Source organism: Haladaptatus sp. CMSO5 (genome assembly GCF_036689885.1).
In the GTDB taxonomy this organism is placed as follows: domain Archaea; phylum Halobacteriota; class Halobacteria; order Halobacteriales; family Halococcaceae; genus QDMS2.
The window spans coordinates 938,688-964,939 of record NZ_JBAHVW010000001.1 but is presented as its reverse complement, the minus strand read 5'-3'; the positions used below and the strand labels follow the sequence as shown (position 1 = coordinate 964,939).

The following is a 26,252-nucleotide window of genomic DNA, read 5'->3' as shown; positions in this document are numbered from 1 at the left end:
AATTTTCGAGAGTATGAGTATGGAAAACAAGCGTGTGCTCGTGACGGGCGGGGCGGGGTTCATCGGGTCGAACCTCGCAAACTATCTTGCAACTGACAATGACGTCATCGCCGTTGATGACTGTTATCTTGGGACGCCAGAAAACCTCGATGCAGAGGTAACGTTTATCGAAACAAGCGTTCTCGACGACGACCTCCCAACCGACGTGGACGTCGTGTTCCACCTCGCCGCGTTGTCGTCGTACACCATGCACGAAGACGACCCTGTGGCTGGTGCTCGCGTCAATGTTGAGGGGTTCGTGAATACGGTGGATCAGGCGCGTCTCGACGGGTGTGACACGATTGTGTACGCTTCGACCTCTTCGATTTACGGCAACCGAACCGAACCCTCACCCGAGTCAATGAGTGTGGCTGCCCGCACAGGCTATGAGGCCTCGAAACTCGCTCGGGAACGCTACGGCGAGTACTTCTCCCACCACTACGACATGCACATGGCTGGTATGCGGTTTTTCTCGGTGTACCAGGGCTACGGCGGCGCAGAAGCACACAAGGGCGAGTACGCGAATCTCATCGCGCAGTTCGCAGACGACCTCGCTCACGGCGACGCGCCGGTCATCTACGGCGACGGCACCCAAACCCGGGATTTCACCCATGTTTCTGACATCGTTCGCGGGCTTGAGTTGGCCGCAGACCACGAACTCGACGGCATCTACAACCTTGGCACGGGCGAGAGCTACACCACCAACACGCTCGTCGAAAAACTAAATGAAGCACTAGGTACGAGCGTTGAACCAGAGTACATCGAGAACCCCATCCCTGCGGACGTGTACGTCCATGACACGATGGCCGACAGCGCGAAAATGCGCGAGGCGACCGGCTGGGAACCCGAGATCTCCTTTGAGGAAGGCTTAGAACTCGTCTGCGCGCAGTACCAGTAATTAGACCGCGTTTACGGCTTCGACGAGTTTGCACTTGCGACACACCTTTCGGGTCGTCGCCGCGCCACAACGTTCGCACTCGACCAGCGACGTCTGCTCGTCCCCGTCGCCGTCTCCGCGATACTCCTTTGCGGCGATGGCGGCGAGTTCTTCGTAGCCCGCCATAATCGAATGGCGCGTGCCGGGATGGTTCGACTCTAAGTTGAGGAGGAGTTGTTGAATCTCACCGCGGAAGGCCTCAGAGGAGTGCGGGCACTCGGTGATGTGGGCGGGGAGATTTTTTACGTGGGCGTAGAGGGCGACTTCCTTTTCGGGGATGTCGCGCAGCGGCTTGGCTCGCGGGATGAAGTGCTCGGAGTCGCCACGTTCGTCGAAACTGCCAAGACTCGCGTCGAAGTGTTTTGCAACCTGTCGCACGTCGCCTTCTAAGATGTTCATCAGCGCCGTCTGGGCTTCGTCGTCCAGATTGTGCCCGGTCAGGAGTTTGGTCGCGCCGTATTCGTCTGCGTACTTAGAGAGAAGGTCGCGGCGGAACACCCCACAGTAGGCACACGCGGCCATGTTCTCGGGGTCTTTTTTCACCACGTCGTCCATCTTGAGGTCGAACTCGTCTTCGTAGGTGACGACTTCGTGGCGCAAGTCGAGGTCTTCTGCGAGTTCCACACAGGCGTCGAGGCTGGCGTCGCGGTAGCCCTCGATGCCCTCGTGAATCGTGAGCGCAATCATCTCGATGCGCGGATCGTTTTTGAACGTCTCGTCGAGAATCGAGGTGAGCACGACGCTGTCTTTCCCACCGGAGAGACCAATCACCCACGTCTCTGGGTCCTCTGGCGTGGCCGAGCGCGGGACGAGCGAGTCCTCGCGAATCCGACGGCGCACCCGCTTTTCGACCGACTGGCAGAAGTGGTCTTCACAGAGGTGGCCGCCGGAGTACGCCGCGTGCATGACGGCATCACGGTCGCACTTGTCGCATTCCATTGGGCGAGGATTACGGAGCGGCGCGTATCACCGTTTCGTCTCGAACGGGCTTCAGGCCTCCACAGTCGCCCCGAGAGGGAGCGTGATACAGAACAGTGCGCCCGTCGGTTCGCGATCTTTGACGACGACTGAACCGCCGTACTGGGAGACCATGGTATCGATGAAAAACAGGCCAAAGCCCGTGCCAGAGGTCTTTGCGTGGCCCGTCACACCACGCCGGAAGATCGTCTCTTTTTGTGCATCCGGCACGCCAGAACCGTTGTCGCCGATGTGGACGGTTACCTCGTCATTTGCCGGGTCTGGCTCCACGAACACCTCGACGAGCGGGGTGTCGTTGGCGTTGTGCTCGATGGCGTTCGTGATGACATTGCCGAACACTTCTGAGAGAAATTGGTTCGCTTCGACGGTCACACCAGCCGGGATGTCGACCGAGAACGTCACGTCGGAATACGTCATGCGGATGCGGTCGAGTTCGGCTTCAAGCACCGCAGAAAGATTCACGTCCGTGCGGGTTTCGAGACCGTCGCCGGTCAGGGCGTTCAACACGCCTCGAACGTGGATTACGAGGTCGGTGATGTCGGTACACCACTGCACAATCGTCTTGGCGTAGCGTTGGTGGTCACCAGCAAGCTCCGCTGCGAGCGTTTCAGCGCGACTGTTGATGACCATCATCCCGTTTAAGATATCGTGGCGCAACAGGCTGTTCAAGAACTCGAGTTGGTCGTTTTTGATGGTGAGTGCGTGTTCACGGTCTGCGCGTTCGAGGGCGACTTCGGTGTTCGCGGCGAGCAAGCGTGCAACGCTCTCGTCTATCTCATCGAACGCGTGCGTGCCCATCGAACCGATGTTGAGCACGCCGTAGGTTCCAAGCGGGACAATCATCTCGCTTTGAATCCGAGTGTCCGGATTGGCACGCGAATCCTCTGTCGCAAGATTGTCGATGACACGAAGCTCTTGGCGCTTGAACGCATCCCACGAAAGGCTCGGCTCGTCCGCGCTGTAGGTGGGGACGTCGCGGAAGAGAAGCCCTGAAACGTCGGTTTTTTCGACGGGTTCGAGACTCTCTGTTGACTCGTTGTACAGCCAAACCGCGGCGAGTGGCATCGAGAGTACGTTGTGTGCTGCATCGACTGCCATTTTACAAACCTCCTCGGTCGTCTCTGCTTTCACCATCTCGCGGGTGACTTCGTGGAGTTCTTCGACGATGTGTTCGTAGCGAAGGTGGTCTGAGACGTCGCGGATGGCGGCGATGAATTTGCCATCAGCGAGCCGGTTAAGTGCGACTTCCTGTGGGAACTCCGTCCCGTCTGCTCGCTGTGCGGACACCGTCCCGAACCACGTCCCCGACTGTTCGACCGTCGGCAAGACTTCGTCGTAGATGTACTGTTCTGTCTCGTCGTCGTAGAGCATCGTCCAGTGCTCGGAGATGAGTTCGGCTTCTTCATAGCCGAGGATGTCGGTGTACGACGGGTTCACGAAAAGGTAGTCACCGTCTTCGTCGAGCACTGAGATGCCGTCCATCGTGGAGTCGATGATGCGTGCTGCGAGTTCGGCCTCTTCGCGTCTGGCGCGACCGATAACGTTGTAGTAGCCTGCGATGCACCCACCAAAGCCACCGAACGACGCGCTTGCGACCAACAGAAAGGCCGCGCTGTTGGCGTCGAGGCCAGCTGTGATGACGAGATAGTACGCCCACAGTCCGAGCAGGCCAAGAAAACTCATCGACCCGACACACCACAGCACGATGGTGGTCTGATAGCGCGATTCGAGGTTGCTTTGGGTGAGCCACCCCCCAAAGAGTATCAATCCGCCCGACAGCAAAAGCGGCATCACGTACGACGAGATGTCTGAGACGGTCGGCCCGAGCGGTGTGTAGATACTAGAAAGTGTGAGAGTGGCAAAGAAACAGCCACTGAGGATAATGAGTATCGGCTGCCAGTGGCGACGGGAGACGGGAACAGACATTCGACTAGAGGGAAGCATATCGGGGCGGAAGTGTGATTAACTTTTTGTCGTTGATATGTCTGGGTGGCTGACCTGCGCTGACGACGGAAACGGTGGTGAGCGAAGGAGTTAGGCGGTCGAGGAGACGGTGGCGAGCGGGAACGTGAGGTGGAACACGGCACCGGTCGGGTCGTTGTCTTCGACGTGGATGGAACCGCCGTACTGCGAGACCATGGCATCGACGAAAAACAGGCCAAAGCCCGTGCCAGAGGTCTTTGCGTGGCCCGTTTCGTCGCGCCGGAAGATGGCTTCTTTCTGTGCCTGTGGAACGCCCGGGCCGTTGTCGGCCACGCGAACCGTCGCCGTCTCGTCGTCTGTGGTGACTGAGATGTCGATAGACGGGTCGTCGCTACTGTTGTGTTCGACGGCGTTCGAGACGACGTTCCCGAGGACTTCCGAAAGCAGGTCGTTTGCCCTGACGGTAACGTCGTCTGGGACGGAGACAGAAAACTCGATATCGGGATACGTAGACTGAACGCGGTCTACTTCGTTCAGCAACACCCGCGAGAGATTGATTGGGTGCAACTCGACGGGGGTAGACCCCGCGAACACGTCGAGCATCGCTCGGACGTGCCGGACGAGGTCGATGATGGTGACACACCAGCGGTCGATGGTCTCTGCGTGCCGTTGTTCGTCACCCGAAAGCTGGTCTGCGAGCAGTTGGGCACGCGATTGAATCACGACCATCCCGTTTAAGATGTCGTGGCGCAGCAGGCTGTTCAGGAATTCGAGGCGGTCGTTTTGGCGTTCGAGGTCGGCTTCATGTTTGGCCCGGCCAAGAGCAGTTTCGGTGTTCGCCGCGAGGATGTGGGCGAGCGACACGTCGGTCTCGTCGAAGGCGTTTGGCTCGACCGAACCGATATTGACGACGCCGTACTCACCAAGCGGAATGATGAGTTCGCTGCGCATTTTGGTGTCTGGATTGAACCGACCGTCGACGGAACTCACGTCGTCGAACGTATACGAGGTGCCGGTCGCAAACGCCTGCCACGAGAGGCTCTCGCCTTGCGTATACGTCGGATAGTCAGAGAACACGTTGTCTGCCTCGGTGGTACACGCGACCGGCTCTAATTTCGTTCCAGTCTCGTCTATGAGCCAAATTCCGGAGATAGGGAATCCAAGGACGTCTCTCGCCGTCATCATCGCCACCTCAGCGATTCGCTGTTCGTCTGTGGCCTCCACCATCGTTCGCATCTCAGTCTGGAGGTCTTCGATTGCCTGTTCGCGCGAAAGTCGGTCGAACGCCGTTCGAAGGCTCCGCGTGAGAATATCGACAAGATACTGGTTCGTCTGTGAGAGCTGCTTCTGCTCTCTCGACGCAATCGCCATAAGTCCGTAGTTGCCAATTGGGGCGTACAGGACGCTTCCAAGCGGGAGTGGGAAGCGTTGCGCTGCGGGCACTGACTGGTAGTTTTCGAGGAGTTTGGTCTCGCCGCTTTTGAACACCCTGAGCTGTTCCATCCCCGCGCAGACGACGGCATCGTCGAGGGAGAGTCCGCTTTCGTCGAGCATTTCGAGCGTGGAATCAGAGGCGTGCGTTGGAACCAGCTTGTCTGCGTCCTCGTCGTACGACCAAAAGATTGCCATCGGATAGTCGATAATCGACTGGCTAACGTCCATCGCCGACTCAATGATGACGTCCATATCGTGTTCTGTCCCGAACGAGAGTGTCGCTTCCTGAAGCAACTTCACCCGGGATTCTGCGTCCTTCCGGTCTGTAATTTCTCGCACGACTACAGCCGTGTCTCCCGTATCCGCCTGGTTGAAAGTCACTTCCACCGGAAACACCGTACCGTCTCTCCGTTTCACTTCGAGCTCACCGTGCCACGTGCCTCTATTGAGGATTATCTCGTGAACGTGGTTATCGTACAGCGCATCGCCCGCTGTGAGTCCCATAGATTGCCACTCTTCGCCGAGCAATTCCGCTTTATCGTCAAAGCCAAAGAGGTCAAGAAACGCGTTGTTGACCGATATGAAGCGGCCGTCGCTATCGAACACCGCAACCCCGTCCATGGTTGCATCAACGGCCTGTTGGACGCGAGCGGCCAGTTCGCGTTGTTCCTCTCTGCGCACGTCGAAAAACCCGACCGCTGCACCAGAGATACCTCCGAGTGTGAGGTGGACAAGTCCCTGTTCCAGTGCTTCGGTGAGTGGGATGCCGTCGGTGACACTGTGGTACGTCGTCCAGACACTCACCAACGCGAGTAGTCCGGTTCCTGCGACTGTCCAAGCTGCGACCCACGAAGCTCTTGACGGGGCCAAGCGGAAGCGAGCGAGCCACCCGCCAAAGCCGACGAGCGAAAAGGCGAGAAGCAGCGGGAGTAAGAATTCAACAGGTCGTGCATTCGTGTCCCCAAACGCCAGTAGACCGACCGACAGGAGGACGAACAGCAGTCCAACAAGTGAAACGGCCCACTGTTTGACCCCTCGTTGAACGCTAGACGCAATCATACTCACATATTGGTAAGTATTGGTAAGAAACTATACCTCGAACAGAGGCAATCGTTTTCCACGCCCGCCTGCAAGACGAGAGCATGGAATTAGACCGCGCGACGGCGGTCGACCGGGTCGAACGCCTCGTCGAAACGGTCGAATCGGAGACGATGCCGGTTCCCGTGCGCGAAATCTGGGTGTACGGCGACCTCGCACTCGGGCTCGACCCCGTCTCCCGCCTCGACATCTATCTGAGAAAAGACCTCCTGTTTCACGGCGACGGCAGCCGCGAAGCCGAGTTCCGACGCGAATACGGCGTCAAAGGCGTTGGCCAAACCGTGCGCCTCGACTGGGCAGAGCAGTACCCAGAACACATCCGTGCGAACGATAACGGCCACGTCGCCCCCGAAAAGTGCCTCGCTTCCCACCTCGTCTCCCCAGACGAGCCGATACACCTCGAAGTGTGCAACGCCGGGTTCGAGAACAACGTCACCCAGCGCCTGCGCGGGGCGATGGCCCGCGAGGCGTACGAACAGATTTTAGACCCACGCGGCGCGGCGCTGTGGATTGACGGCACCCGGTCGGCCGATGCTTTCGACAAACTGCGAAACGGCGAGTACGTCTTCCCCACGCTCGCTGGCGCGCTCGAAATGCTCGGCATGGACGACGAAGAGGCAGCGACCGCCGCAGACGTCATGCGGGAATATCGCGCGAGCCAAGACGGTGCATCGGTACGCGGTGACGTGGTCTGACGGCCGCAACACGTTTTAGGTTCGTCTCCCGTGTTCTTTCACAATGACTGACTTGACTCGTCGCAGATTGGTACAGCTCACGGGAGCTGGCCTTGCCCTCTCACTTGCGGGCTGTACGTCCGGCGGAAACGGAGACGACGAGACGACCACGAGCACGACCACGCAATCCGGTGGGGAGACGACCACGGAAAAAACCACGACCAGCGAGCCAACGCCGAAAGACCCGACCGAGCCACAGTCGAGTGCGACCGTCGAGATGTGGACCAAAGGCGACTCGACCGGCTTCCGGCCGGATATCGTTTGGGTCGAGAAAGGTGCAACCGTGACGTGGAAACAGGTGAGCGGCGTCCACTCGACGACTGCCTACCACTTAGAGTACGACCAGCCAACCCGCATCCCCGACGAGGCAGAGCCATGGGACAGCGAAGTGCTCGTAGACGAAGGCATGGAGTTCGAACACACCTTCGACGTTGAGGGTGTCTACGACTATTTCTGTACGCCCCACGAGAAGGTGGGCATGCTCGGAACCGTCATCGTTGGCAACCCGTCGCCCGAGGGCCAACCCGCGCTCGAACCGCCACAGGACATGCTCCCCGAGGCGGCAATCGAGAAGATACAAGAACTGAACAAGCGTACCAAAGCGATTCTCGAAGGCTGAGTCAGACGCGACCCACGGTGACGTAAAACGGCACCGTCTCGCTCTTTTCGTAGGTTTCGTCCTGCATCTGTGTTATTGCGTCGCGACCCATCTCGCGCCACGCCTCACGCAGGGCTTCGAACGCGTCGGGTGTGAGACCACCTGCAAGCATTTCCTCGCGATTTTTCGAGAGCCCCGAGCCGAGGGCCTTGCGCTTTGCATCCTCTAACTCGTGGGGGTCGTAGGGTGGGGACACCGTCCGGACGTGGTCGTAGCGCACCGTCGAAACGTCGGAGAAACCAGCCTCGCGAAACAGGTCGGCCGCGGCCGCGCCGAGCGTGACGTCCGTGTTTACGCCCGTCAGATAGTGTTTACGCGCGGTCGTGGCCAGTCGCGTCTCCGAGTCGACGGTTGACTCGATGGTCACCGCCCCGTTGTCCGGTTCGATGGCGGCGACGAGGTCGCTCGACACCCGACCGAACTCGTGGACAGCCGCGGTCGGGTCGGGGAGATTGATGAGCAGCGCCTGACAGACCACGAGGTCGAACGTGGCGTCTGCAAACGGCAGGGCCAGCGCATCGCCGCGGACGGCCGGGCCAGTGAGGTGGGCGAGGAGGTCGGGGTCGCGGTCTACGCCGACGACTTCGGCGGGTGATGCTGCGTCGAGGACGCTCGTCAACTCGCCCGTGCCACAGCCCACGTCCAAGACGTGTCTGCGGTTCGGGAGGTCGAGTCCCGCAAGCGCCGTCGTGTCCTCCCACATTCCCCGTCGCGTCTCGCGCAGGTACTCAGCCCCGAAACGACGCATCTAGTTGCGGAGTTCTTTGACGCGCGCTATGTTCCACGCGAAGCCTTTGCCGTCTTCGGTCGGGGTTTCGAGGACGAGTGGCACGTCTTCGAGGTCGGGGTGGTTGATGAACGCGCGCATCCCTTCTTCGCCAATCAGGCCCTCACCGATGAGGGCGTGTTCGTCCTTGTTCGTCCCGCAAGCGTGCTTCGAGTCGTTCAGGTGGACGCACTGCAGGTGCTCTAAGCCCACAACCTCGTCGAGTTCGGCGATGGTTTCGTAAACGCCATGTTCGGTCGAGAGGTCGTACCCTGCCGCGAAGGCGTGGGCCGTGTCGAGGCAGATATCGAGGTTCTGGTCTGAGTGTTCGAGGACGTAGGCGAGGTGTTCGAAGTCGCCGCCGAGTTTCGTCCCGCTGCCCGCGTCGCTCTCTAAGAGGACGGTGACGCTCTCTGGAATGTCGAGCTCCGAGAGCGCGGAGACGGCGTTTTCGAGGCCGCCTTCGACGCCCGCGCCGGTGTGCGCGCCGAGGTGGACGTTCACGTACTCGATGTCGAGTTGCGCGGCCGCATCGACTTCCTCTTGCATGCTGTCTACGGATTTCTGGCGAAGCCCGTCTTTTGGCGTACAGAGGTTCACGAGGTACGACGAGTGGATGACCCACGGGTCAGCCAGCTCGGATTCGGTCTTCGATTTGAACAGGTCGGCCTCCTCGTCGCTTATTTCCGGGCTCTGCCAGACCTGTGGAGAGTGGGTGAAAATCTGTCCGCAGTTGCCGCCGAAGGCGACCTGTCTGAAAACAGCGTTCGCAATGTTGTCGTGTGGCGGTTTTTCCGGGTCACTCGACACTTTCGAACTCGACATAGAAACGTGTGCTCCGACTCGCATACCCGTCGTTTCTCGTAGAGGAGCAAAGGGGCTTCGAACCCTGTGACGACCCAAGTATATACATACACACAGACCTATCAGAATTCATGACTGGAGAACGAGGGCTTTCTGTGGGAACTCAGGCACCGGATTTCACCGCACCGCTGGTCACGGCAGGAGGGTCAGTCGAGCCAACGGCGCTCTCCTCACTGCTCGAAGACCGTCCTGTCTTACTCGCGTTTTACACCAACGACTTCACGCCCGACTGCATCAGTGAGTGGTGTGCCTTCCGCGACTACGACTGGTTCGCAAGCGGCGAGCAAGTACAGGTCGTCGGCGTGAGCAAATCGCGACCAGCGACCCACCGACGGTTCATCGACAAACTCGGGCTGTCGTTTCCGCTGTACTCCGATGCAGACCTCTCGATTGCAGACGCCTACGACGTGAAATACCGCACGTTCAAGGTGATTCCACGCGCCCACCGGTCGTGTTTCCTCGTAGACCAAGACGGTATCATCCGCTATCGGTGGATTGCGGAGAACGCAATCGACCCGACGCTCGACACACCACCGCTCGCAGAACTCCACGAAGCGGTCGCAGAACATGTTGGCGAACTCAAAAGCGAGACGTTTGGCTTCTAATTCGAAAGCGAGACGCTCGGTTTCTAATTCGAAAGGGGGTTCGTGCGATTTCTGTTCCACGCCTCCGAGGCGAACTTCTCGTCTGCGCGCTCGCGTGCGCGGTTGATTTCATCTTGTGTCCACGTCCCTTCGTCAGCCGTTGTCCACGCGCCGAGGGCATCTTCGAGTGCGGTGACGGCGTCCGCACGCGAGATTCCAGTTAGTTCGTGAATCGACGTGATGCGGTTTTCCACGTCGTCAGTGGTCAAATCGGGGTCTGTAAACACCGCGAGGTGTGTGTCTGCGTCAAGGTCGTACTTGAGCGAGCCGTGTTGGATGATGGCGTCGCGGCGACGGTACTGTGCGTTCCCACTAATCTTTCGTCCCGCTGCCACCACGTCGTGGGCGGGGTGTAAGTCGCGCAGGTAACACGAGGGTTTGTAGAGCGAGGGCTGGGGTTCGTCGGCGAAGTGTGCGGGGACGCCCATCTCTTCGAAGGCGGAGAACACTGGCGTACAGAGCAGTTCGTAGGTCTCCATCAGGTCGCCCGGGAGTTCTGCGGCCGGAGCGGTAATCGAATAGGAGATGTCGGTGTGCTCGCCGTGATAGATGCCGCCGCCGCCGGTTGGGCGTCGAGTGACGGAGATGCCGTGGTCAGCACAGAACTCCCAGTCGACCGAGTCTGGTTCCTGGCGGTAGCCAAGCGAGAGCGTACTTGGTTTCCACTGATAGACGCGTACCGTTCGCGGCCCGCCTGCGGCTGCCGTTTCTGCGGCGATTTCGTCGAGTGCCATGTTCATCGGGCCGTCCCACGCTTCTTCCCGGATGAGCCGCCACTCCCGGTCTGCGAGGTCAGTCATAGTCGAAATGGGAAGGCCGAAGAGAAAGGCGTTGCGTCGCTCGCGAACGGAGAAGGTAATGGCTGAAAGCCGTGTGGCGGCGGCTTTCATTCGGGCCCGAAAAACCCACCGTCGCAGGCGGCCCGTAGCCAACCCATGTGTGTCACCGAGTAACAACTGCTGCATGAATGTTCAGGGTGTATTTACCACGGAGTCCCGAGCGATGGCTGCGAGTGTGGCCCGCCACCTTCGATTTCATATCTCAATATATGATTTATCAGCTCGTTTCGGTCACTCGCCGAACTTTTAGCCACCGACCCGCTAGCACCCGTTAATGGTCAGAAACGTCGCGCCAGAGATGGCGAACCTCGAACCCGAGGACTTCTATCTCCTCTCGGGGATCGAACACGGAATGCGTTTTAGCAAGTGGGTCAACCGGGAGAAGCTCCCCGAGTTTGCGAACCTCACCGAAAAGGAGGTGGACTACCGAATCGACCGGTGTCACGACCGCGAACTCATAGAGCGAAAGACCCAGCAGTACGAGGGCTACCGTCTGACGTTCGAAGGCTACGACGCGCTCGCGCTTCGCACCTTCTCAGAGCGCGACACCATCCGTGGCTTTGGCGCACCCCTCGGGGTTGGGAAGGAAAGCGACGTCTACGAGGTGCAGTCGTACAAGCCACTCGCGCTCAAGTATCACCGCGAGGGGTTTACGAACTTCCGCGAGGTGCAAAAAGAGCGCGACTACACCGCCGACAACCAGCACGTCTCGTGGCAGTACACCGCGCGGAAGGCCGCAGAACGTGAGTACGAGGTGCTCGAAACCCTGTATCCAGACGTGCGCGTTCCTCAGCCCATCGACCACAACCGCCACGCCATCATCATGGACAAAATCGACGGGGTCGAACTCTCGCGGGCCGCCCTCGAACCAGACCAAGTGGTTCCCGTCCTCGACCTCATCGTCGGAGAGATGCAAAGCGCCTACGCCCGGGGGTACGTCCACTCGGACATGAGCGCGTACAACGTGTTCGTCGGTAAAGACGGGGTCACGATTTTCGACTGGCCACAGGCGGTGGCAACCGACCACGAAAACGCCCCCGAACTGCTCGCACGCGACCTGAAGAACATCGTCCAGCACTTCCAGCAGAAGTATCCCCAGCAAGTGGGCCGCGAGCTGGACGTCCAGGCGATTGTCGATGCAGTGGTCGCCGGTGAGTTCGAGACAATCGAAGCGGCAGCCTGAGCGCGGAAATTTTTCGAAAGACCCGAATTGTTGCCCCACAGCCGGTGAGCGCCGCGAATTGTCGTAGCCACCACCAAACGGATAAACCATATTCTACGATAGGAAATCTACGAGGGCTTGCAAGTGCAGGCAGAAGCCTCGTTTAACTCGCCTCGAAACAGCGAAGCGGGGATGGGGAGCGGGTCCCACAGCAGGCGACGCACTTGTCTGGCAAGACGGGTCAGTGCACTTTGAGAGGGGCACGAAACGAAGGGGTACGTTCCTCTCGCCGTTTTCAGGATATCAGTCGACGAGTGACATCGAGGTGACCCACTATTTTCTGAGCAGCACGGCTCGGCAAGGAGCGTCGAAAAATCAAAACGGCCGTCACAGGATGAGCGCGATGATGGCGAGAATGATGAAAATCGCAATGAAGATTTTTGCGATTTCCATCGTTATCCCCGCGATACCGCGTGCACCTACGACGGACGCGATGATCGCCAACACGAAGAACAACAGGGCATACTGGAGGAATTGGCCGGAGAACGCCTGCAACGGCGTGAATAACTCCAACATGTTAGTTCACCTCAGCGTGACCGAGTTGGTGTGCGGGCAAGTCGCCATCTGCGCCGAGTAGTTCTGGCACCATGGCATCACCATCTCTGCTGGCGATGGCCTTTGTTAAGCGGGAGCAAAGCACCCCAAAAAACTGACCTTACGTACGACGTAAGGCGTGAAATGGTCTGCAACGAACGGCCAAGTCGAAGGCCTTAAACGCCATAAGAGCCGAACTCGCAAACGAACTCGCTGGACGACACGGGCACCAGCGGGCACCTGTGAACACAGGTCGGAATGTGGCCGCCGAGACGCACAGTCTCGATTCGCACGGCGTCGCGCCGTCGAGATGGCTGAACCACCCAACGCCCGTGGTGATAACCATGGCAAAAAGCTTCTACTCTCACATCCGAGACGCATGGAAGACCCCTGGGGACGGCAAACTCGCCGACCTCCAGTGGGAACGAAAGCAAGACTGGCGCAAACAGGGCGCAATCGAGCGCGTCGAACGCCCAACCCGCCTCGACAAGGCCCGCAACCTCGGCTACAAGGCAAAGCAGGGCATTGTCGTCGTGCGCATCAGCGTCCGCAAGGGCAGCGCTCGCAAACAGCGCCACAAAGCGGGTCGCCGCTCGAAGCGCCAGGGCGTAAACCGCATCACGCGCAAGAAGTCCATCCAGCGCATCGCAGAGGAGCGCGCATCCACGAAGTACCGCAACATGCGCGTGCTCAACTCCTACTGGGTCGGGGAAGACGGCCGCCAGAAATGGTTCGAAGCAATCCTCGTTGACCCGGCACACCCAGCCATCCAGAACGACGACGATCTCAACTGGATCTGCGACGAGACCCACAAAGGACGTGCCTACCGCGGGCTCACCGGCGCAGGCAAATCCAACCGTGGTCTCGGCAAGCGCGGCAAAGGGACGGAACACACGCGTCCGTCCATTCGCGCCGGTCAGAAGCGCGAGTAACCAAACGCAACGACTTTTCGATTTTTCACTCTTCGATAACTGGCGAGACCGTCGAATGGGACGCATCTCTGCCGAACTCGGGGTGCGTCTCGCGCATCCAAAAGAGGGCCACACCACCGGAGAGGAACATCGCACCGGCAACCATCACGAACGCCGCCTGCAAGCTGAACGCGTCTGCGGTGACGCCAATGAGGATGGCACCGAAGCCGTAGCCCGCGTCGCGCCACATACGGTAGACGCCGAGTCCCGTGGCGCGCCACGTCGGATGGGCGGCGTCGCCAGCGACGGTGATGAGGGTAGGGTAGAGCAGCGCCATCCCAACCCCGGTCACGCCTGCGGTGGCAATCCACGGCCCGTACCCCGAGACGAACACCGTGGCGAGGACGCCAGCCCCCGCGACGAACATGCCGACGATGACCGGCGGACGCCGACCGATGTCGTCTGCGAGTTTGCCAGTGTACAGTTGGAGAACGCCCCAGACACCGCCGTAGACCCCGACGACGACGCCCACCTGTGCGACGGTGAGGCCGTTGGCGGTGAGATACAGGGGATACGCAATCCAGACAAGAGCATCTACGAACTTCTCGACGCTCCCGGCTTGGGCGGCCGCAAAGAGCGTCCGGTCGCCCCACGTCGCGCGTTTTAACACCGCTCTGAACGGAAGCTGTTCGCCCGCGTCGCTCGCGTCGGCTTCTGCGTGGGCGTACGGTAGGGTCTCCTCGACGAAGAGAATCGACACGATGAGCGCGAGAACGATGACACCCGCGAGAAAGTAAAACGGCGCGGGTTGCAGGCCGTACTCGGCGGCGATGACGCCAGTAATCCACGCGCCAAGCGCAACGCCGGTGTAGCCAAACGCCTCGTCTAAGCCAACGGCGGTGCCGCGGGCTTGCGCGCCCGCGAGGTCGATTTTTGCGTTCACGCTCATACTCCACGCGAGCCCCTGGTTGACGCCGAGGAGGACGTTTCCGAGCGTAATCCACCACCAGCTCGGTGCGTAGATGAGGATGAACGGAATGGGGAGGGCGACCACCCATCCGGCGATGAGAATCGGGCGACGGCCGTAGGTCTCAGACCACTTCCCACCGTAGAGGTTGAGGAGTGCTTTGACGAAGCCGAAGCTGACGACGAACGAGCCGATGATGGCGAGCGATTCGACCCCGAACACGTCACGACCGATGAGGGGAACGACGTTCCGTTCTGCGCCAATCGTAAGGCCAACGGCGAACACCGTCAGCAACTGGAGGGCGAACTGTCCTCGATTTTCTCGGATTCCGTGGACGAGCGCCATTTAGTTCGACGCGCAGTTGTTCGGGCCGAGTTCTAAGTCTGCGGCTTGCTGGGTGAGCGGCTCTTTGCCCGTGTTGATGGCCTTAATCTGGTTGTAGTTGTTCGGCGTGTCGGGCAGATCTTCGAGGATGGTCTCGACGAAGTCGGATTTGTCCGCGACACCGAACAGATCGTTTCGCGCGCGAATCGCGGCGATGGTGTCTGCGACGGGGCGGATGGTCTCGTTGCTGAAGTGCCCCGGATACACCATCGTGTCGTCGGGGAGCGAGTCGAGTCGGTCGAGGCTGTCGAACAGGAGGTTCGCCCCTTCTGTTGCCTCGGCTGTGCCGCCTTCTAAGTCGGGGCGGCCAACGCTCCGGACGAAGAGGGTGTCGCCTGCGAGGATGGCCCCGTCAAGGCGGAGCACGACGCTGCCACGGGTGTGGCCCGGCGTCTCCCAAACTTCGAGGTCGGTACTGCCAACGGCGATGGTGTCGCCTCCTTCGACGGGGGTGTATCCCGAGAGGTCGTGGGCGTCCGTCGCAGAGAGGTAGTAGGGTACGTCGAGATACTCGCTGAAACGGGGGCCACTGCTGATGTGGTCTGCGTGGGCGTGGGTGTCGAGGACGCCGACGATGTCGAGGTCGTTGTTGTCTGCGAACTGCTGGTAAATCTCGGCGTGGAGCGCGGGGTCTACCACGAGCGCCTCGCCGTCGTCCGCAAACACGTAGGAGAGACAACCCGTCCCCGGGCGGACGATTTGGGTGAGTCCGGCAACGCCGGTGTCGTAGGGTTCGTACACGGTGCCCCAGCCACGCATGCCGCCTTCCATCGACTTCGCGTCGTAACCTTCATCGCGCAAGACTGCGGCAGCCTTCTGGGAGACGATACCCGCGATACAGACGGTTGCGATTTCTGCGTCGTCGGGTATCTCACTGAGGCGGCTTCGCAGTGCTTGGGTTTGCCCGGCGCTCAGCGAGTTGTACACGGGGATGTTGTGGCTCCCTTCGATGTGCCACTCTTCGTACTCGTCACGGTTTCGAATGTCGAGGACGTGGAGGTTGCCGTCCCCGTCGCGGAGTCGTGCGCTGACTTCCGAGGGCGTAATATTGGACATGTTATACACAACTACTCTGCCGACGCCCAATAACGTGTTGGGTGGCCCCAGAGCACTGGTATCTATTGCCATGCGAGACAAACTGGTGGTGATGGCGGACTATCCGTTGAAACAACGCTTCGTGCTCGACACGTCTACGTTCATCACCGAGGAGATACGCGACGACGACGAAGATTTGGCGCAGGCGGTCGACCGCCTGTTAGACCTCATCGCCGAAGCGAAGCTCAAACTCCACATCTCGTGTTACATCCCACCGTCTGTCTATGAGGAACTCTCGCGGATGCTCAAAGACAGAGGCGTCTCAGAGGAGGTGCTCTCGAAGCTCAACACGTGGCTCATCAAGAAAAATCCCGACCGGTATACGGTGATGATTCCCGCAGAAATCGTCTACGAGTTCATCGAAGAGATGAGCAATCGCGTAGACAGAGGGCTGCGCGTCTCTGAAAAAGCCGTGCGAAAAGCCGAGGAGTCGCGGGATTCTGACACTGGAGATCAGCTCAGTGAAGTCGACAAAGTCATCTCAGACCTTCGTTCAGAGTACCGCTCGACGCTGCGCCGGGGCATCCTCGATTCGCGCGAGGACTTCGACTTGCTCATCCTCGCCCGAGAACTCGAAGCAGGTGTCGTAACCGAAGATACGGGCATCATCCACTGGGCAGAAGGGTTTGGACTCAGGTATCTGAAAGGGCGGGATTTTCCGTCGTTGCTGACCGAGTATTTAGCAGCGAGCGAAACGTGAGTGTGGATTCCAGAGATAAAACTCAAGGGGAGAGATAACAACCGAGAGCCGCAATTAGGACCCGAACGGGAAACGTTTTCCATACCCCTCTACGGCTCTTCTGGTTTCCCAGTTTCACGAATGATGCTTACGCCCCATCCGTTACATGGCCTTCACAACGCGCCTTCCGGAAGGCAACGTTTGTGGGTTATTTCGGTTCTCCTTCGGAGCGTTGACTTCGTTCTCCTTTCACAGAGACTCAGTTGTTGCCCCTAACCTCTTCCGTACTTTCTGAAATCAGATTTTCTGGAACAGATCGTTCGGTGTATCCTTGCGGTTCCCGATACAACATATGGTACGCCACATCATACCATAAAGCTGCGTGCGTTTGCTCAGACACGTTTGATCAGCAGAAAAAGACAGTGAGAGTTTTAGACGAGAGTTAGGCGTCCGGCCAGCGCTCGATGAAGATGGTCTTGTCCGTGTAGAACTGAATCATGTCTTCGCCCTGTGCGTGGAGGTCGCCAAAGGCGGAGGCCTTGCGGCCACCGAAGTGGAAGAAGGCCATCGGCGCGCTCGTCCCGACGTTCACGCCAAGGTTACCCGCTTGCGCTTCGTTGCGGAAGCGCCGGGCATCTGCGCCCTCGCGGGTGAACAGGCTCGCGGCGTTCCCGAACTCGCTCTGGTTGAGAATGTCGATGGCTTCGGTCATGTCGCTCACGCGGACGAGCCCGAACACGGGGCCGAAAATCTCCTCGCGCGCGATGGTCATGTCGGGGGTCACGTCACCGAAGATGGTCGGGCCGATGAACTCGCCGTCGTAGCCCTCGACTTCGACGTCGCGGCCGTCGCGCAGGAGCGTCGCACCTTCGTCGACGCCGCTTTGGATGTGGCCGCGGACGCGCTCTGCGTGGGGTGCAGAAATCATCGCACCAATGTCCGTGCCTTCGTCCAGCCCGTAGCCGACGACCTGCTGGTCTGCGAGTTCGACGACGAGGTCTGCGAACTCGTCGTACACCGACTCGTGGACGAGCACCACGTCGTTTGCGAGACATCGCTCGCCTGCACACGCACACGCAGAGGAGACAGTCTGCTCTGCGGCGTGGCGGAGGTCTGCGGATTCGGCGACGATGATGTGGTTTTTCGCCCCGCCCTGTGCCTGGACGCGCTTGCCCGTGGCGGCCGACTCTTTGTATACGTGGCGTGCGACCGGCGTGCTGCCGACGAAGGAGACGCCCGCGATGCCCTCGTGCTGGATGAGCGCGTTCACGGTGTCTTTCCCACCGTTCACGAGCTGGACGACGCCGTCGGGGAAGCCCGCTTCGTCGATCAGTTCGAAGATGCGCTGGGCGACGAGTGGGTCCTGTTCAGACGGCTTGAGGATGAACGAGTTGCCCGTCGCGACCGCGTACGGCAGGAACCAGAGCGGAATCATGCCGGGGAAGTTAAACGGCGTGATGGCGGTGAAGACGCCGAGTGGCTGGCGGACGGCGGCTTCGTCGATGCCGGGGGCCGCGTTTTCGAGGAAGCCCGCCTGCATCATCGTCGGGATGCCACAGGAGACTTCGACGTTCTCGATGCCGCGGCGCAGTTCGCCCATCGCTTCGTTGAACGTCTTGCCGTGTTCCTGGACGAGAATCTCTGCGAGTTCTTCTTGGTGTTCGTCGAGCAGCGCCTTCAGCCGAAAGAGGGGCTGAATCCGCTCGACAACCGGGGTGTTTCGCCACGTCTCGAACGCTTCCTGTCCGGTGGCGATTGCTTCGTCTAGTTGGTCGGTTCCGGTAAACGGCACGTAGGCGAGTTCTTCTCCCGTCGCGGGGTTGATGACGGCCTGCCCGTCATCGCTCTCGACTGCGGTCCAGTTCCCACCGACGTAGTTGCGTACCTCTCCTGTCTGCGAGAGGGCGTCAAGTGAAACCATGTGCGTGAACGGTTCTCAGCCATAACCATAAATCTTGGTCGGTCAAATGTCTAGTTGGATTTCGATTTCTTCGAACGTTGTTCAATTGTTTTGGCAAACTACACGAAACAGTTGTCTGATTCGACTGTTGAGCAAAAGATTAACCACACATGAGAGTAGATGTCAAGCCACATGACGAGCGACGAGGCTGAAACCGGGATGAACGAACTCGAACAACTGGACAAAAAACACGTCTTCGGCACGTGGTCGTATCAGTCAGAAGTCAAGCCGACGCAGGTCGTCGGCGCGTCTGGCAACCGCATCGAGACGGCGGACGGGAAGTCGTACCTCGACCTTTCTGGCCAACTCATGTGCTCGAACCTCGGCCACTCGGCGGACGCCGTTGCAGAGGCAATGGCAGAGCAGGCGAAGACCGCGGCGTACGTCGCACCGGGCTACACCACCGAAGCCCGCGCGAAACTCGGGGAGAAGTTAGCGGAGGTCACCCCTGGGAACCTCTCTAAGACGTTCTTCTCTACGAGCGGCACCGAAGCCATCGAAGCGGCCATCAAAATCGCCCGCTTCGTCACGGGCAAGCAGAAAATCGTCTCGCGTTACCGGTCGTACCACGGCTCGACCTACGGCTCGATTAGCGTCACGGGCGACCCCCGGCGGCTGATGGCAGAACCCGGCATCCCCGGCACCATCAAAGCGCCCGACCCCTACGCCTATGGCTCGACGCTCGAACCGATGGAGAGCCTCGAATACATCGACGAGATGCTGATGCTCGAAGGCGACACCGTCGCCGCGATTCTGGTCGAACCAATCGTTGGCTCGAACGGGATTCTCGTCCCGCCAGACGAGTATCTGCCGCGCCTGAAAGAGATCGCCCACGACCACGGCGCGCTGCTCATCGTGGACGAAGTGATGGCCGGGTTTGGCCGCACCGGCGAGTGGTTCGGCTGTGACCTGTTCGACGTGACGCCGGACATCATGACGATGGCGAAAGGGCTGACTGGCGCGTACGCACCGCTCGGGGCGACCATCGTCACCGACGAAATCGCCGCCCACTTCGAAGACAACATGTTCTGCCACGGCCACACCTACTCGGGCCACCCAGTCGCCGTGGCCGCAGGCCTCGCCGCCGTCGAAACCTACCAGCGCGACGGCCTCATCGAGCAGGCCAAAGAACGCGGTGAGTACCTCGGCGCGAAACTCGACGAACTCGCTGAGAAACACCCGAGCGTGGGCGAATCGCGCGGCGTGGGCCTGTTCCGTGGCCTCGAACTCACTAAGAGTACGGAAGGTCGCGTGCCGTTTGGCCAGCGTGTCGACAAGATTTCGACAGGGAAGACGGTCGTTGACGAAGTCTCTGGGGCCGCGAGCGAACAGGGCGTCTACGTCGCGAACATGATTAACACGCTCATCATCGCGCCGCCGCTCACCATCACCGAGGACGAAATCGACGAGGCGGTCGCCGCCCTCGACACTGCCCTCGAAGTCTCGGACGCGGCGATGGAGGAGTGATGGAAGGCGTCGCCGTGACGCTCGACGAGACCGACTTCGCGTTGCTCTCTGCGGTCGAGCGCGACTTCGACGTGAGCTTAGAGACGCTCGCAGACGAACTCGGCCTGTCGAAATCCGCCGTCCACTACCGGCTCTCGAAGCTCAAAGAAAAGGGCGTGATTTCGGGTGTCACCGCGGACATCGACCCCCACGCGCTCGGGCTTTCGACGGTGATGATCACCGAGGTGTCGGTGACCCACGAGCGCGGCTACGCAGACGAGATTGGCTCACGGCTCACCGAGATTGGCGGCGTCCAGCACGTCTACTACACCATGGGCGACGTAGATTTCATCGTCATCGCCCGCGTCGCTTCGCGCGAGCAGATGAACGACCTCGTAGACGACATCGTCGCCGTAGACGGCGTCGATGAGACATCCTCACACTACGTGATGAAAGAACTCCCCGTCACAGGCAGTCGCCTGCTCAACCTCTCTGAGGCGCAGGCAGACGCGTTGCTCTCCGTAGACAATGACTGACGAACTCACCGAACTCATCCAAGACCTCGTTCGCATCGAAACCGAGAATCCACCCGGAAACGAAGCCGCCGCCGCCGAGTACATCCACGACTGGTTCTCGGAGCAGGGCATCGACTCGTGGCTGGTCGAAGAGCCGTACCCAGACCGCCCGCAGGTGGCCGCCCGCGTCGGGAACGGCGACCCAACCATCGTCTTGAACGGGCACATCGACGTGGTGCCTGCAGGCGACCCAGCCCAGTGGGACTACGACGCCTACGGCGCTGAAATCGACGACGGGAACCTCTACGGCCGCGGCAGCGTGGACATGAAAGCGCAGGTCGCCATCGGCATGCTGCTCGCACGCGACCTCGCCCCCGAGTTCGAATCCGGCGATCTCTCCGGGTCGGTCGTCGTCCACGCCGCGATTGGCGAGGAGACGGGCGAACCCGGCACGAAATCCCTGCTCGAAGCAGGCTACGACGGCGACTACGGCGTCGTCCTCGAACCCACGAAGATGCGCACCGCGACGAGCGAGAAGGGCCTCGCGTGGTACGAGATTGCCGTCGAAGGCGCACCCTCACACGCCAGTCGCCCGGACCAAGGCTCGAACGCGATAATGCACGCACGCCCCCTGCTCGACGCCATCGAGGCGTACGACGCAGAACTCCGCACCCGAACCGACCCGCTCGTCGAAAAGGCCTACGCGACGGTGACGAAGTTCGAAGCTGGAACCAAAGAGAACGTCGTCCCCGAGCGCGCCGTCATCACAATCGACCGCCGCATCCTGCCGGGCGAAGCGGTCGAAGGCGTGGACGCAGAAGTAGACGACATTGTGACCGCGTTCGCCAAAGAGTACGACCTCGATGTGTCGTGGGAACGGATTCGTACCTACGAGGCCGCGGAAATCGACGTGGACAGCCCACTCGCAGAGGTGTTCCGCAAGCACTCTCAAGACGTGGGCGGCGTCGCCCCCGAACCGTGGGGGATTCAGGCTTCGACCGACGTGCGAAACTTCGTCAACGACGCCGAAATGGAGGCGATTACGTGGGGGCCGGGCGACCTCTCACGGGCCCACTCGTTCAACGAGTACATCGAACTCGCAGAAATCGAGGCGGGCTACGACGTGTTAGACCGCGCGGTGCGCGAGTTGCTCACGAGCGAATCATAGATCCGCGGGTGGGTTGAGCCGGCCCGCACCGTTAACTAACCGTGGGCCATCTGGCGGGGCATGGTAGACCTTGCCGGACACGTCGGCTTTGCGCTTGCGCTCTCCGTGCCCGTCTGGCTCAAATTCGGTCGAAAAGAGAGTCTGCTCTTTCTCGCGCTCGCGGCTCCGACCGCGTTGCTCCCCGACGCTGACCTCTTTCTCAGAGCCGTGTTTCCGGTCGAACACCACGGCATCACCCACACCGTCGCGTTCGCCGCGACGCTCGCGCTGGTGTTGGGCGCGCTAGCGGCGACCGTCGTCGCTCCCCGCCTGCGGACACGCATCGACCGCTACCTTGGCGGGCAACCATCGACCGGACAGGTGTTTACCTTCTCGGCGCTCGCGTTCTTCACCGGGGCGTCGAGCCACCTCGTCGCGGACATCTTCTCTGCGCCGGACATCGCCCCGCCGGTGAAACCGTTTCTCCCGTTCACCGACACGCCAGTCATCGTCGATGCCATCTACTACGACGCCGTCATCTGGAACTTCGGCCTGCTCGGGGTGATGTTGCTCATCCACGGGACCATCTTCTGGTATGCGGGCAGAACCGTCCGTGCGAACGGAGTTTAGGGCAGCCGAAAAATAGGAACGTTTTTACTCATTTAGGCACGCCTAAACTTCATGGACGACCGGCGTGGTCCCAGCCGTGGCGGTCACGCCTCACCGAACGCGGGGGACGGTAGTTGCGGTCGAACTCGAGGTTCGACCTAGAAGGTGTCGCCAGCCGCCCCAGATGCCGCCAGCCCCGCCATCCTACATTCCGACTCATGAAAAGCGAGAATTCGACACGACCGAACCGGGCAAGTAGCAACCGAGAGAGCCGCGTCGGGTGGGTCACGAGCGAACTGCTCATCGTCATGCTCGGGAGTACGGCCATCGTCGTCGCCGCCGGGCTGATTCAGATGAGCTTCGGGTCGTACTCGATGACCGTCACCCAGACGTGGGAGGCGTTTTTCGACCCGCTCGTCTGGACGAACCCGCAGGTGCTCCTCCAGTTCCTTCTTGGTGAAAACCTGATGAAAACCGTCCTCGGTACGCTCGGAATGTCGACCGCGCCAATCGACCTCTCGAACGAGACGATTATCGTCTGGAACATCCGCCTCCCGCGCGTGCTCGTCGCCGCTTTCGTCGGGATGAACCTCGCTGTCTCTGGAGCCATCTTCCAGGCCGTGACGCGAAACGAACTGGCGAGTCCGTTCATCCTCGGCGTGAGTTCCGGGGCAGGCCTCTCGATTCTGCTGACGCTCGTCGTGTTCTCGGGGCTGTCTGCGTTCTTGCCGCTCATCGCCTCCGTGGGTGGCGCAGTGGCGTTCTTCATCGTCTACGCGATTGCGTGGAAAAACGGAACGAGTCCGGTACGCCTCGTGCTCGCGGGCGTCATCGTCTCGACGATTTTCGGCTCGCTCCAGACGGCGCTCTTTTTCTTCGCAGACGACATCGGCGTCGTCCAGACGGCCATCGCGTGGACGACGGGGTCGCTCACGGGCGTTGACTGGGAGCAAGTCCGAATGATACTCCCGTGGACGATTGTCTCGATGGGCCTTGCGTTCATCGCCTCCCGGCAGTTGAACGTGCTGTTGCTCGGCGAGAAAACCGCAAAGTCACTCGGCATGTCCGTCGAGAAGGTTCGCTTTGCCCTCTCGGGGATTGCAATTCTCGCGGCGTCTGCGAGCATCGCGGCGGCTGGAATCGTCGGCTTCGTCGGCCTCATCGTCCCGCACATGGTGCGCAACCTCGTCGGGAGCGACTACAAACGGCTCATCGTCGGCTGCATCTTCATCGGCCCGGCGCTGATGGTGAGCGCCGACATCGGCGCGCGCCTCGCGCTCAATCCCGTGCAGATTCCGGTCGGCATCGTCACCGGCCTCGTCGGCGGGCCGTACTTCCTCTACCTGATGCGCAAAAAGCAACAACTGGGTGAAATCTGATGGCGAACGAACACGCGAACACAGACGGTGGCGTGGTGTACGAAGAACGCGAGGATGCAACGACGCCCGCGAGCGACCTCGTGGGCGAAGCCCTCGCCATTGGCTACCCGACGACGAAACACCCGATTGTCGAGTGCGAGAAGGTCGTCATCCCCGCAGGCGAGGTGACGGCACTCGTCGGCCCGAACGGCTCCGGAAAGAGCACGCTGTTGAAGGGAATGGCAAAACAGCTCTCGCTCGACCGCGGCCACATCCTCATAGACGGCGCGGACGTTCACTCACTCGGCTCGAAGGAGCTAGCCAAAAAGCTCGGGTTGCTCTCGCAGGAACACGAATCGCCCGGCAGCCTGACCGTCGAAGACCTCGTGTATCACGGCCGGTATCCGCATCGGGGCTTCTTTGAGACCGTCACCGAAACCGATCACGAGGCGGTCGAACGCGCCATCGACCTCGCGGGCGTCACGGAGATTCGAGACGAGGAGTTAGGGAGTCTGAGCGGCGGGCAAAAACAGCTCGCGTGGATTGCCATGGTGCTCGCCCAAGACACGGACGTATTGTTGTTAGACGAGCCGACGACGTACCTCGACTTACACCACCAGTTGCGCGTGATGGAGGTCATCCGGACGCTCAAAGCCGAACGCGACGTGACCATCGCCGTCGTACTCCACGACATCGGGATGGCCGCGCGCTTTGCGGACAACCTGATTGCGATGAAAGACGGCGCGCTCTACGACTGGGGACCGCCCCGCGAAGTCGTTACCAACGAACTGCTCGCAGACGTGTTTCACGTCGATGCGGACGTCGATGCGGCGAGCGAAACCGGCCCGCACATCGCGCCCCATCGGGCGCTCGAAAAGTAGTTACGCGACGAGGTTCGCAACGAGGTCGCGGACGGCGTCGATTTCGTCTTCGTTTACGGTGTGACCCATGCTTCTGTAGATGCGTTCGTCTACCTCTGCGCCGAGGTCGGTGAGGATTTTCGTCGTCTCTTCGACGCGGTCGAGTGGGATGTGTGGGTCTGAGTCGCTGCACCCGAGGAACACCGGCGTGCCTTCGAGGTCACCTTCGTAGTCCCACGGCGTGCCGCGTGGCCCGATGAGGCCCGCGCTCAGGCCAGCCAGTCCGCCGTAGCGTTTGGGGTTGCGAGCCATGTATTCACAGGCGAGACACCCACCCTGTGAGAAGCCAATGAGCATCGTGTTCTCCAGTGGGATGCCAGCGTCTGCAATCTCTGTGAGCAACTCATCGACGAGTTGGAGCGCAGAGGTGAGGTGTGGCTCGTTGGTCGAGATGTGGTTCATGAACGAATAGGGATACCATGTGTTGTTCGCGGCCTGTGGCGCGAGATAGGCCACGTTGTCGATGGCGAGTTGGCCGCCGAGTTCGAGGATGCCCGTCGCCATGGCTCCGCGGCCGTGGAGTAAGACGACGGCGGCGTCTGCCTCTTCGAGTGGTGTTCCTGCAGTCGATACTGGCTGGCCTTGGTGTGGGTGGGTGTCAGTTTCGCTCATTGGTCTGCCTCCATCGTTGCCGGACGGGAGATGTCGAGTGGGGTGAGTTTCGACTCGATTTCGCTGCGGCGGCCTTCGAGCCACTCGGGGAGGACGAGGTTTGTTCCGAGGGCCGCAAGTTCTTCGTCTACGGTGTAGCCGGGGTTTTCGGTCGCAATCTCGAACAGGACGCCGCCGGGTTCGCGGAAGTAAATCGAGTGGAACCACTTGCGGTCGATAACGTCCGTGACGTTGAGATTGCGCGCGATGAGTGCCTGTCGCCACTGTTCGTGGGTGTCGTCGTCAGGGACGCGAAAGGCGACGTGGTGGACGGTCCCCGCGCCGGGGACGCCACGGCCGCGTTCTTCATTTGCGATGATGTCAACGACGAAACCGAGGTCGCCGTCTGCCCGGAATCGCGTGCGCGCTGCGTCGATGTCGCCAACGCGCGCATAGCCCATCGCTTCGAGTAAGTCGGCCGTCGGCCCGGCGGTGTGGAGCGCGAGCGTCACGCCGAAAAAGCCGCGAATCTGGTGGGCGTCGGGAACCGGGCTGTGTTCCCACGGGTTGCCCGCTGGCGCGTCGGGGTGGGCGACGAGTTCGAGGTGCAGGCCGTCGGGGTCGCGAAACGGAATGACCGTCTCGTCGCCGCGTGTTTCGGGGGCTGCATAATCGACGCCGAGGGCCGAAAAGCGCTCGACCCAGAACTCGACTGCGTCGGGGTCGATGAGGAACGCCACCGTCTGCACTTGGCCACTACCAACGCGTCCCTGTCGGGCGTGTTCGATAGGGAAGAAGGTCATTGAGGTACCAGTAGAGCCGATGCCATCACCGTAGAACAGGTGATAGGTGTGAACTTCGTCTTGATTCACACTCTGCTTTACGAGACGCAGCCCAAGCGTCTCGGTATAGAAGTCGACGTTTCGCTGCGGGTCGCTCGCGAGAGCCGTGACGTGGTGAATGCCTCCCGTCGGTTCGAAATCTGAGGTCACGTTGCTAC

Annotated in this window: 25 protein-coding genes; 13 read left to right on the top strand and 12 right to left on the bottom strand. The window is 60.5% G+C overall.

The annotated features are described in order from the left end of the window. Positions 1–19: 19 nt before the first annotated feature. Positions 20–937, top strand: coding sequence for an NAD-dependent epimerase/dehydratase family protein (locus V5N12_RS05160; protein ID WP_332898081.1), 918 nt, complete (start codon positions 20–22; stop codon positions 935–937). Here V5N12_RS05160 and ncsA read toward each other — a convergent pair whose 3' ends face one another. From ncsA to V5N12_RS05145, 3 genes are all read right to left on the bottom strand, one after another. After that, on the bottom strand, positions 938–1,915 hold the full coding sequence (gene ncsA, locus V5N12_RS05155; RefSeq protein WP_332898080.1) for a tRNA 2-thiolation protein NcsA: 978 nt from the start codon (positions 1,913–1,915) through the stop codon (positions 938–940). Positions 1,916–1,966: 51 nt separating this feature from the next. Further along, complete coding sequence (locus tag V5N12_RS05150) at positions 1,967–3,880, bottom strand: ATP-binding protein (RefSeq protein WP_332898079.1); 1,914 nt, start codon at positions 3,878–3,880, stop codon at positions 1,967–1,969. Between the two features lie 108 nt (positions 3,881–3,988). Next, positions 3,989–6,370 (bottom strand): GAF domain-containing protein, encoded by a 2,382-nt coding sequence (locus V5N12_RS05145; protein WP_332898078.1) that lies wholly within the window; start codon positions 6,368–6,370, stop codon positions 3,989–3,991. A gap of 83 nt (positions 6,371–6,453) precedes the next feature. On the opposite strand from V5N12_RS05145, the gene V5N12_RS05140 reads away from it, so the two are divergent. Together V5N12_RS05140 and V5N12_RS05135 are read left to right on the top strand one after the other, a co-directional pair. After that, on the top strand, positions 6,454–7,104 hold the full coding sequence (locus V5N12_RS05140; protein WP_332898077.1) for a DUF7095 family protein: 651 nt from the start codon (positions 6,454–6,456) through the stop codon (positions 7,102–7,104). A gap of 43 nt (positions 7,105–7,147) precedes the next feature. Next, positions 7,148–7,762 (top strand): plastocyanin/azurin family copper-binding protein, encoded by a 615-nt coding sequence (locus V5N12_RS05135; protein ID WP_332898076.1) that lies wholly within the window; start codon positions 7,148–7,150, stop codon positions 7,760–7,762. Position 7,763: 1 nt separating this feature from the next. Here V5N12_RS05135 and V5N12_RS05130 read toward each other — a convergent pair whose 3' ends face one another. Then, the gene (locus V5N12_RS05130) at positions 7,764–8,549 is read right to left on the bottom strand and encodes a class I SAM-dependent methyltransferase (protein ID WP_332898075.1); all 786 of its coding nucleotides are present in this window, start codon (positions 8,547–8,549) and stop codon (positions 7,764–7,766) included. After that, complete coding sequence (locus V5N12_RS05125; RefSeq protein WP_442904925.1) at positions 8,550–9,416, bottom strand: deoxyribonuclease IV; 867 nt, start codon at positions 9,414–9,416, stop codon at positions 8,550–8,552. An 86-nt stretch (positions 9,417–9,502) separates the two neighbouring features. Between V5N12_RS05125 and V5N12_RS05120 the strand changes: the two genes are divergently transcribed. Continuing rightward, the gene (locus tag V5N12_RS05120; protein ID WP_332898074.1) at positions 9,503–10,036 is read left to right on the top strand and encodes a peroxiredoxin; all 534 of its coding nucleotides are present in this window, start codon (positions 9,503–9,505) and stop codon (positions 10,034–10,036) included. A gap of 23 nt (positions 10,037–10,059) precedes the next feature. On the opposite strand, the gene V5N12_RS05115 is transcribed toward V5N12_RS05120, so the two are convergent. Further along, positions 10,060–10,875 carry a lipoate--protein ligase family protein gene (locus V5N12_RS05115; RefSeq protein WP_332898073.1) on the bottom strand — a complete coding sequence of 272 codons (816 nt, stop codon included), beginning with the start codon at positions 10,873–10,875 and terminating at the stop codon, positions 10,060–10,062. Positions 10,876–11,188: 313 nt separating this feature from the next. Here V5N12_RS05115 and V5N12_RS05110 point away from each other — a divergent pair, with 313 nt between their 5' ends. Then, positions 11,189–12,097 (top strand): serine/threonine-protein kinase RIO2, encoded by a 909-nt coding sequence (locus tag V5N12_RS05110; RefSeq protein WP_332898072.1) that lies wholly within the window; start codon positions 11,189–11,191, stop codon positions 12,095–12,097. 366 nt (positions 12,098–12,463) lie between these two features. Here V5N12_RS05110 and V5N12_RS05105 read toward each other — a convergent pair whose 3' ends face one another. Continuing rightward, positions 12,464–12,652 carry a DUF1328 family protein gene (locus V5N12_RS05105; protein ID WP_332898071.1) on the bottom strand — a complete coding sequence of 63 codons (189 nt, stop codon included), beginning with the start codon at positions 12,650–12,652 and terminating at the stop codon, positions 12,464–12,466. 362 nt (positions 12,653–13,014) lie between these two features. On the opposite strand from V5N12_RS05105, the gene V5N12_RS05100 reads away from it, so the two are divergent. Then, positions 13,015–13,602 (top strand): 50S ribosomal protein L15e, encoded by a 588-nt coding sequence (locus V5N12_RS05100; protein ID WP_332898070.1) that lies wholly within the window; start codon positions 13,015–13,017, stop codon positions 13,600–13,602. A gap of 25 nt (positions 13,603–13,627) precedes the next feature. On the opposite strand, the gene V5N12_RS05095 is transcribed toward V5N12_RS05100, so the two are convergent. Together V5N12_RS05095 and V5N12_RS05090 are read right to left on the bottom strand one after the other, a co-directional pair. Further along, a complete protein-coding gene (locus V5N12_RS05095) occupies positions 13,628–14,893 on the bottom strand; it encodes an MFS transporter (protein ID WP_332898069.1) in 1,266 nt (421 codons plus the stop codon). Beyond that, positions 14,894–15,988, bottom strand: a complete 1,095-nt coding sequence (locus V5N12_RS05090; protein ID WP_332898068.1) for an MBL fold metallo-hydrolase — start codon at positions 15,986–15,988, stop codon at positions 14,894–14,896. It abuts the gene before it with no gap. A 91-nt stretch (positions 15,989–16,079) separates the two neighbouring features. Between V5N12_RS05090 and V5N12_RS05085 the strand changes: the two genes are divergently transcribed. After that, entirely contained in the window at positions 16,080–16,727 is a 648-nt protein-coding gene (locus V5N12_RS05085; protein WP_332900071.1) for an RNA ligase partner protein, read from the top strand. A 421-nt stretch (positions 16,728–17,148) separates the two neighbouring features. On the opposite strand, the gene V5N12_RS05080 is transcribed toward V5N12_RS05085, so the two are convergent. Next, a complete protein-coding gene (locus V5N12_RS05080; RefSeq protein ID WP_332898067.1) occupies positions 17,149–18,627 on the bottom strand; it encodes a CoA-acylating methylmalonate-semialdehyde dehydrogenase in 1,479 nt (492 codons plus the stop codon). Positions 18,628–18,798: 171 nt separating this feature from the next. On the opposite strand from V5N12_RS05080, the gene V5N12_RS05075 reads away from it, so the two are divergent. The 6 genes from V5N12_RS05075 (at position 18,799) to V5N12_RS05050 (ending at position 24,622) form a co-directional block, all read left to right on the top strand. Then, the gene (locus V5N12_RS05075) at positions 18,799–20,133 is read left to right on the top strand and encodes an aminotransferase family protein (protein ID WP_332898066.1); all 1,335 of its coding nucleotides are present in this window, start codon (positions 18,799–18,801) and stop codon (positions 20,131–20,133) included. Then, positions 20,133–20,648, top strand: coding sequence for an Lrp/AsnC family transcriptional regulator (locus tag V5N12_RS05070; RefSeq protein ID WP_332898065.1), 516 nt, complete (start codon positions 20,133–20,135; stop codon positions 20,646–20,648). Before V5N12_RS05075 ends, V5N12_RS05070 begins: the two co-directional genes overlap by 1 nt. Beyond that, a complete protein-coding gene (locus V5N12_RS05065; protein ID WP_332898064.1) occupies positions 20,641–21,795 on the top strand; it encodes a M20 family metallopeptidase in 1,155 nt (384 codons plus the stop codon). Before V5N12_RS05070 ends, V5N12_RS05065 begins: the two co-directional genes overlap by 8 nt. A 60-nt stretch (positions 21,796–21,855) precedes the next feature. Further along, positions 21,856–22,404: a metal-dependent hydrolase gene (locus V5N12_RS05060; protein ID WP_332898063.1), complete on the top strand. Its 549-nt coding sequence runs from the start codon at positions 21,856–21,858 to the stop codon at positions 22,402–22,404. Positions 22,405–22,601: 197 nt separating this feature from the next. Further along, positions 22,602–23,762, top strand: a complete 1,161-nt coding sequence (locus tag V5N12_RS05055; protein WP_332898062.1) for a FecCD family ABC transporter permease — start codon at positions 22,602–22,604, stop codon at positions 23,760–23,762. Beyond that, on the top strand, positions 23,762–24,622 hold the full coding sequence (locus V5N12_RS05050) for an ABC transporter ATP-binding protein (RefSeq protein ID WP_332898061.1): 861 nt from the start codon (positions 23,762–23,764) through the stop codon (positions 24,620–24,622). Before V5N12_RS05055 ends, V5N12_RS05050 begins: the two co-directional genes overlap by 1 nt. On the opposite strand, the gene V5N12_RS05045 is transcribed toward V5N12_RS05050, so the two are convergent. After that, positions 24,623–25,273: an alpha/beta hydrolase gene (locus V5N12_RS05045; RefSeq protein WP_332898060.1), complete on the bottom strand. Its 651-nt coding sequence runs from the start codon at positions 25,271–25,273 to the stop codon at positions 24,623–24,625. Beyond that, a complete protein-coding gene (locus V5N12_RS05040) occupies positions 25,270–26,244 on the bottom strand; it encodes a ring-cleaving dioxygenase (protein WP_332898059.1) in 975 nt (324 codons plus the stop codon). The genes V5N12_RS05045 and V5N12_RS05040 overlap by 4 nt, the downstream gene beginning before the upstream one ends. Positions 26,245–26,252 lie beyond the last annotated feature (8 nt).

Excerpts from the sequence above, each read along its gene's own strand:
- V5N12_RS05160 (WP_332898081.1), top strand. The coding sequence starts at position 20 with ATGGAAAACAAGCGTGTGCTCGTGACGGGCGGGGCGGGGTTCATCGGG.
- ncsA (WP_332898080.1), bottom strand. The coding sequence starts at position 1,915 with ATGGAATGCGACAAGTGCGACCGTGATGCCGTCATGCACGCGGCGTAC.
- V5N12_RS05150 (WP_332898079.1), bottom strand. The coding sequence starts at position 3,880 with ATGTCTGTTCCCGTCTCCCGTCGCCACTGGCAGCCGATACTCATTATC.
- V5N12_RS05145 (WP_332898078.1), bottom strand. The coding sequence starts at position 6,370 with ATGATTGCGTCTAGCGTTCAACGAGGGGTCAAACAGTGGGCCGTTTCA.
- V5N12_RS05140 (WP_332898077.1), top strand. The coding sequence starts at position 6,454 with ATGGAATTAGACCGCGCGACGGCGGTCGACCGGGTCGAACGCCTCGTC.
- V5N12_RS05135 (WP_332898076.1), top strand. The coding sequence starts at position 7,148 with ATGACTGACTTGACTCGTCGCAGATTGGTACAGCTCACGGGAGCTGGC.
- V5N12_RS05130 (WP_332898075.1), bottom strand. The coding sequence starts at position 8,549 with ATGCGTCGTTTCGGGGCTGAGTACCTGCGCGAGACGCGACGGGGAATG.
- V5N12_RS05125 (WP_442904925.1), bottom strand. The coding sequence starts at position 9,416 with ATGCGAGTCGGAGCACACGTTTCTATGTCGAGTTCGAAAGTGTCGAGT.
- V5N12_RS05120 (WP_332898074.1), top strand. The coding sequence starts at position 9,503 with ATGACTGGAGAACGAGGGCTTTCTGTGGGAACTCAGGCACCGGATTTC.
- V5N12_RS05115 (WP_332898073.1), bottom strand. The coding sequence starts at position 10,875 with ATGACTGACCTCGCAGACCGGGAGTGGCGGCTCATCCGGGAAGAAGCG.
- V5N12_RS05110 (WP_332898072.1), top strand. The coding sequence starts at position 11,189 with ATGGTCAGAAACGTCGCGCCAGAGATGGCGAACCTCGAACCCGAGGAC.
- V5N12_RS05105 (WP_332898071.1), bottom strand. The coding sequence starts at position 12,652 with ATGTTGGAGTTATTCACGCCGTTGCAGGCGTTCTCCGGCCAATTCCTC.
- V5N12_RS05100 (WP_332898070.1), top strand. The coding sequence starts at position 13,015 with ATGGCAAAAAGCTTCTACTCTCACATCCGAGACGCATGGAAGACCCCT.
- V5N12_RS05095 (WP_332898069.1), bottom strand. The coding sequence starts at position 14,893 with ATGGCGCTCGTCCACGGAATCCGAGAAAATCGAGGACAGTTCGCCCTC.
- V5N12_RS05090 (WP_332898068.1), bottom strand. The coding sequence starts at position 15,988 with ATGTCCAATATTACGCCCTCGGAAGTCAGCGCACGACTCCGCGACGGG.
- V5N12_RS05085 (WP_332900071.1), top strand. The coding sequence starts at position 16,080 with ATGGCGGACTATCCGTTGAAACAACGCTTCGTGCTCGACACGTCTACG.
- V5N12_RS05080 (WP_332898067.1), bottom strand. The coding sequence starts at position 18,627 with ATGGTTTCACTTGACGCCCTCTCGCAGACAGGAGAGGTACGCAACTAC.
- V5N12_RS05075 (WP_332898066.1), top strand. The coding sequence starts at position 18,799 with ATGACGAGCGACGAGGCTGAAACCGGGATGAACGAACTCGAACAACTG.
- V5N12_RS05070 (WP_332898065.1), top strand. The coding sequence starts at position 20,133 with ATGGAAGGCGTCGCCGTGACGCTCGACGAGACCGACTTCGCGTTGCTC.
- V5N12_RS05065 (WP_332898064.1), top strand. The coding sequence starts at position 20,641 with ATGACTGACGAACTCACCGAACTCATCCAAGACCTCGTTCGCATCGAA.
- V5N12_RS05060 (WP_332898063.1), top strand. The coding sequence starts at position 21,856 with ATGGTAGACCTTGCCGGACACGTCGGCTTTGCGCTTGCGCTCTCCGTG.
- V5N12_RS05055 (WP_332898062.1), top strand. The coding sequence starts at position 22,602 with ATGAAAAGCGAGAATTCGACACGACCGAACCGGGCAAGTAGCAACCGA.
- V5N12_RS05050 (WP_332898061.1), top strand. The coding sequence starts at position 23,762 with ATGGCGAACGAACACGCGAACACAGACGGTGGCGTGGTGTACGAAGAA.
- V5N12_RS05045 (WP_332898060.1), bottom strand. The coding sequence starts at position 25,273 with ATGAGCGAAACTGACACCCACCCACACCAAGGCCAGCCAGTATCGACT.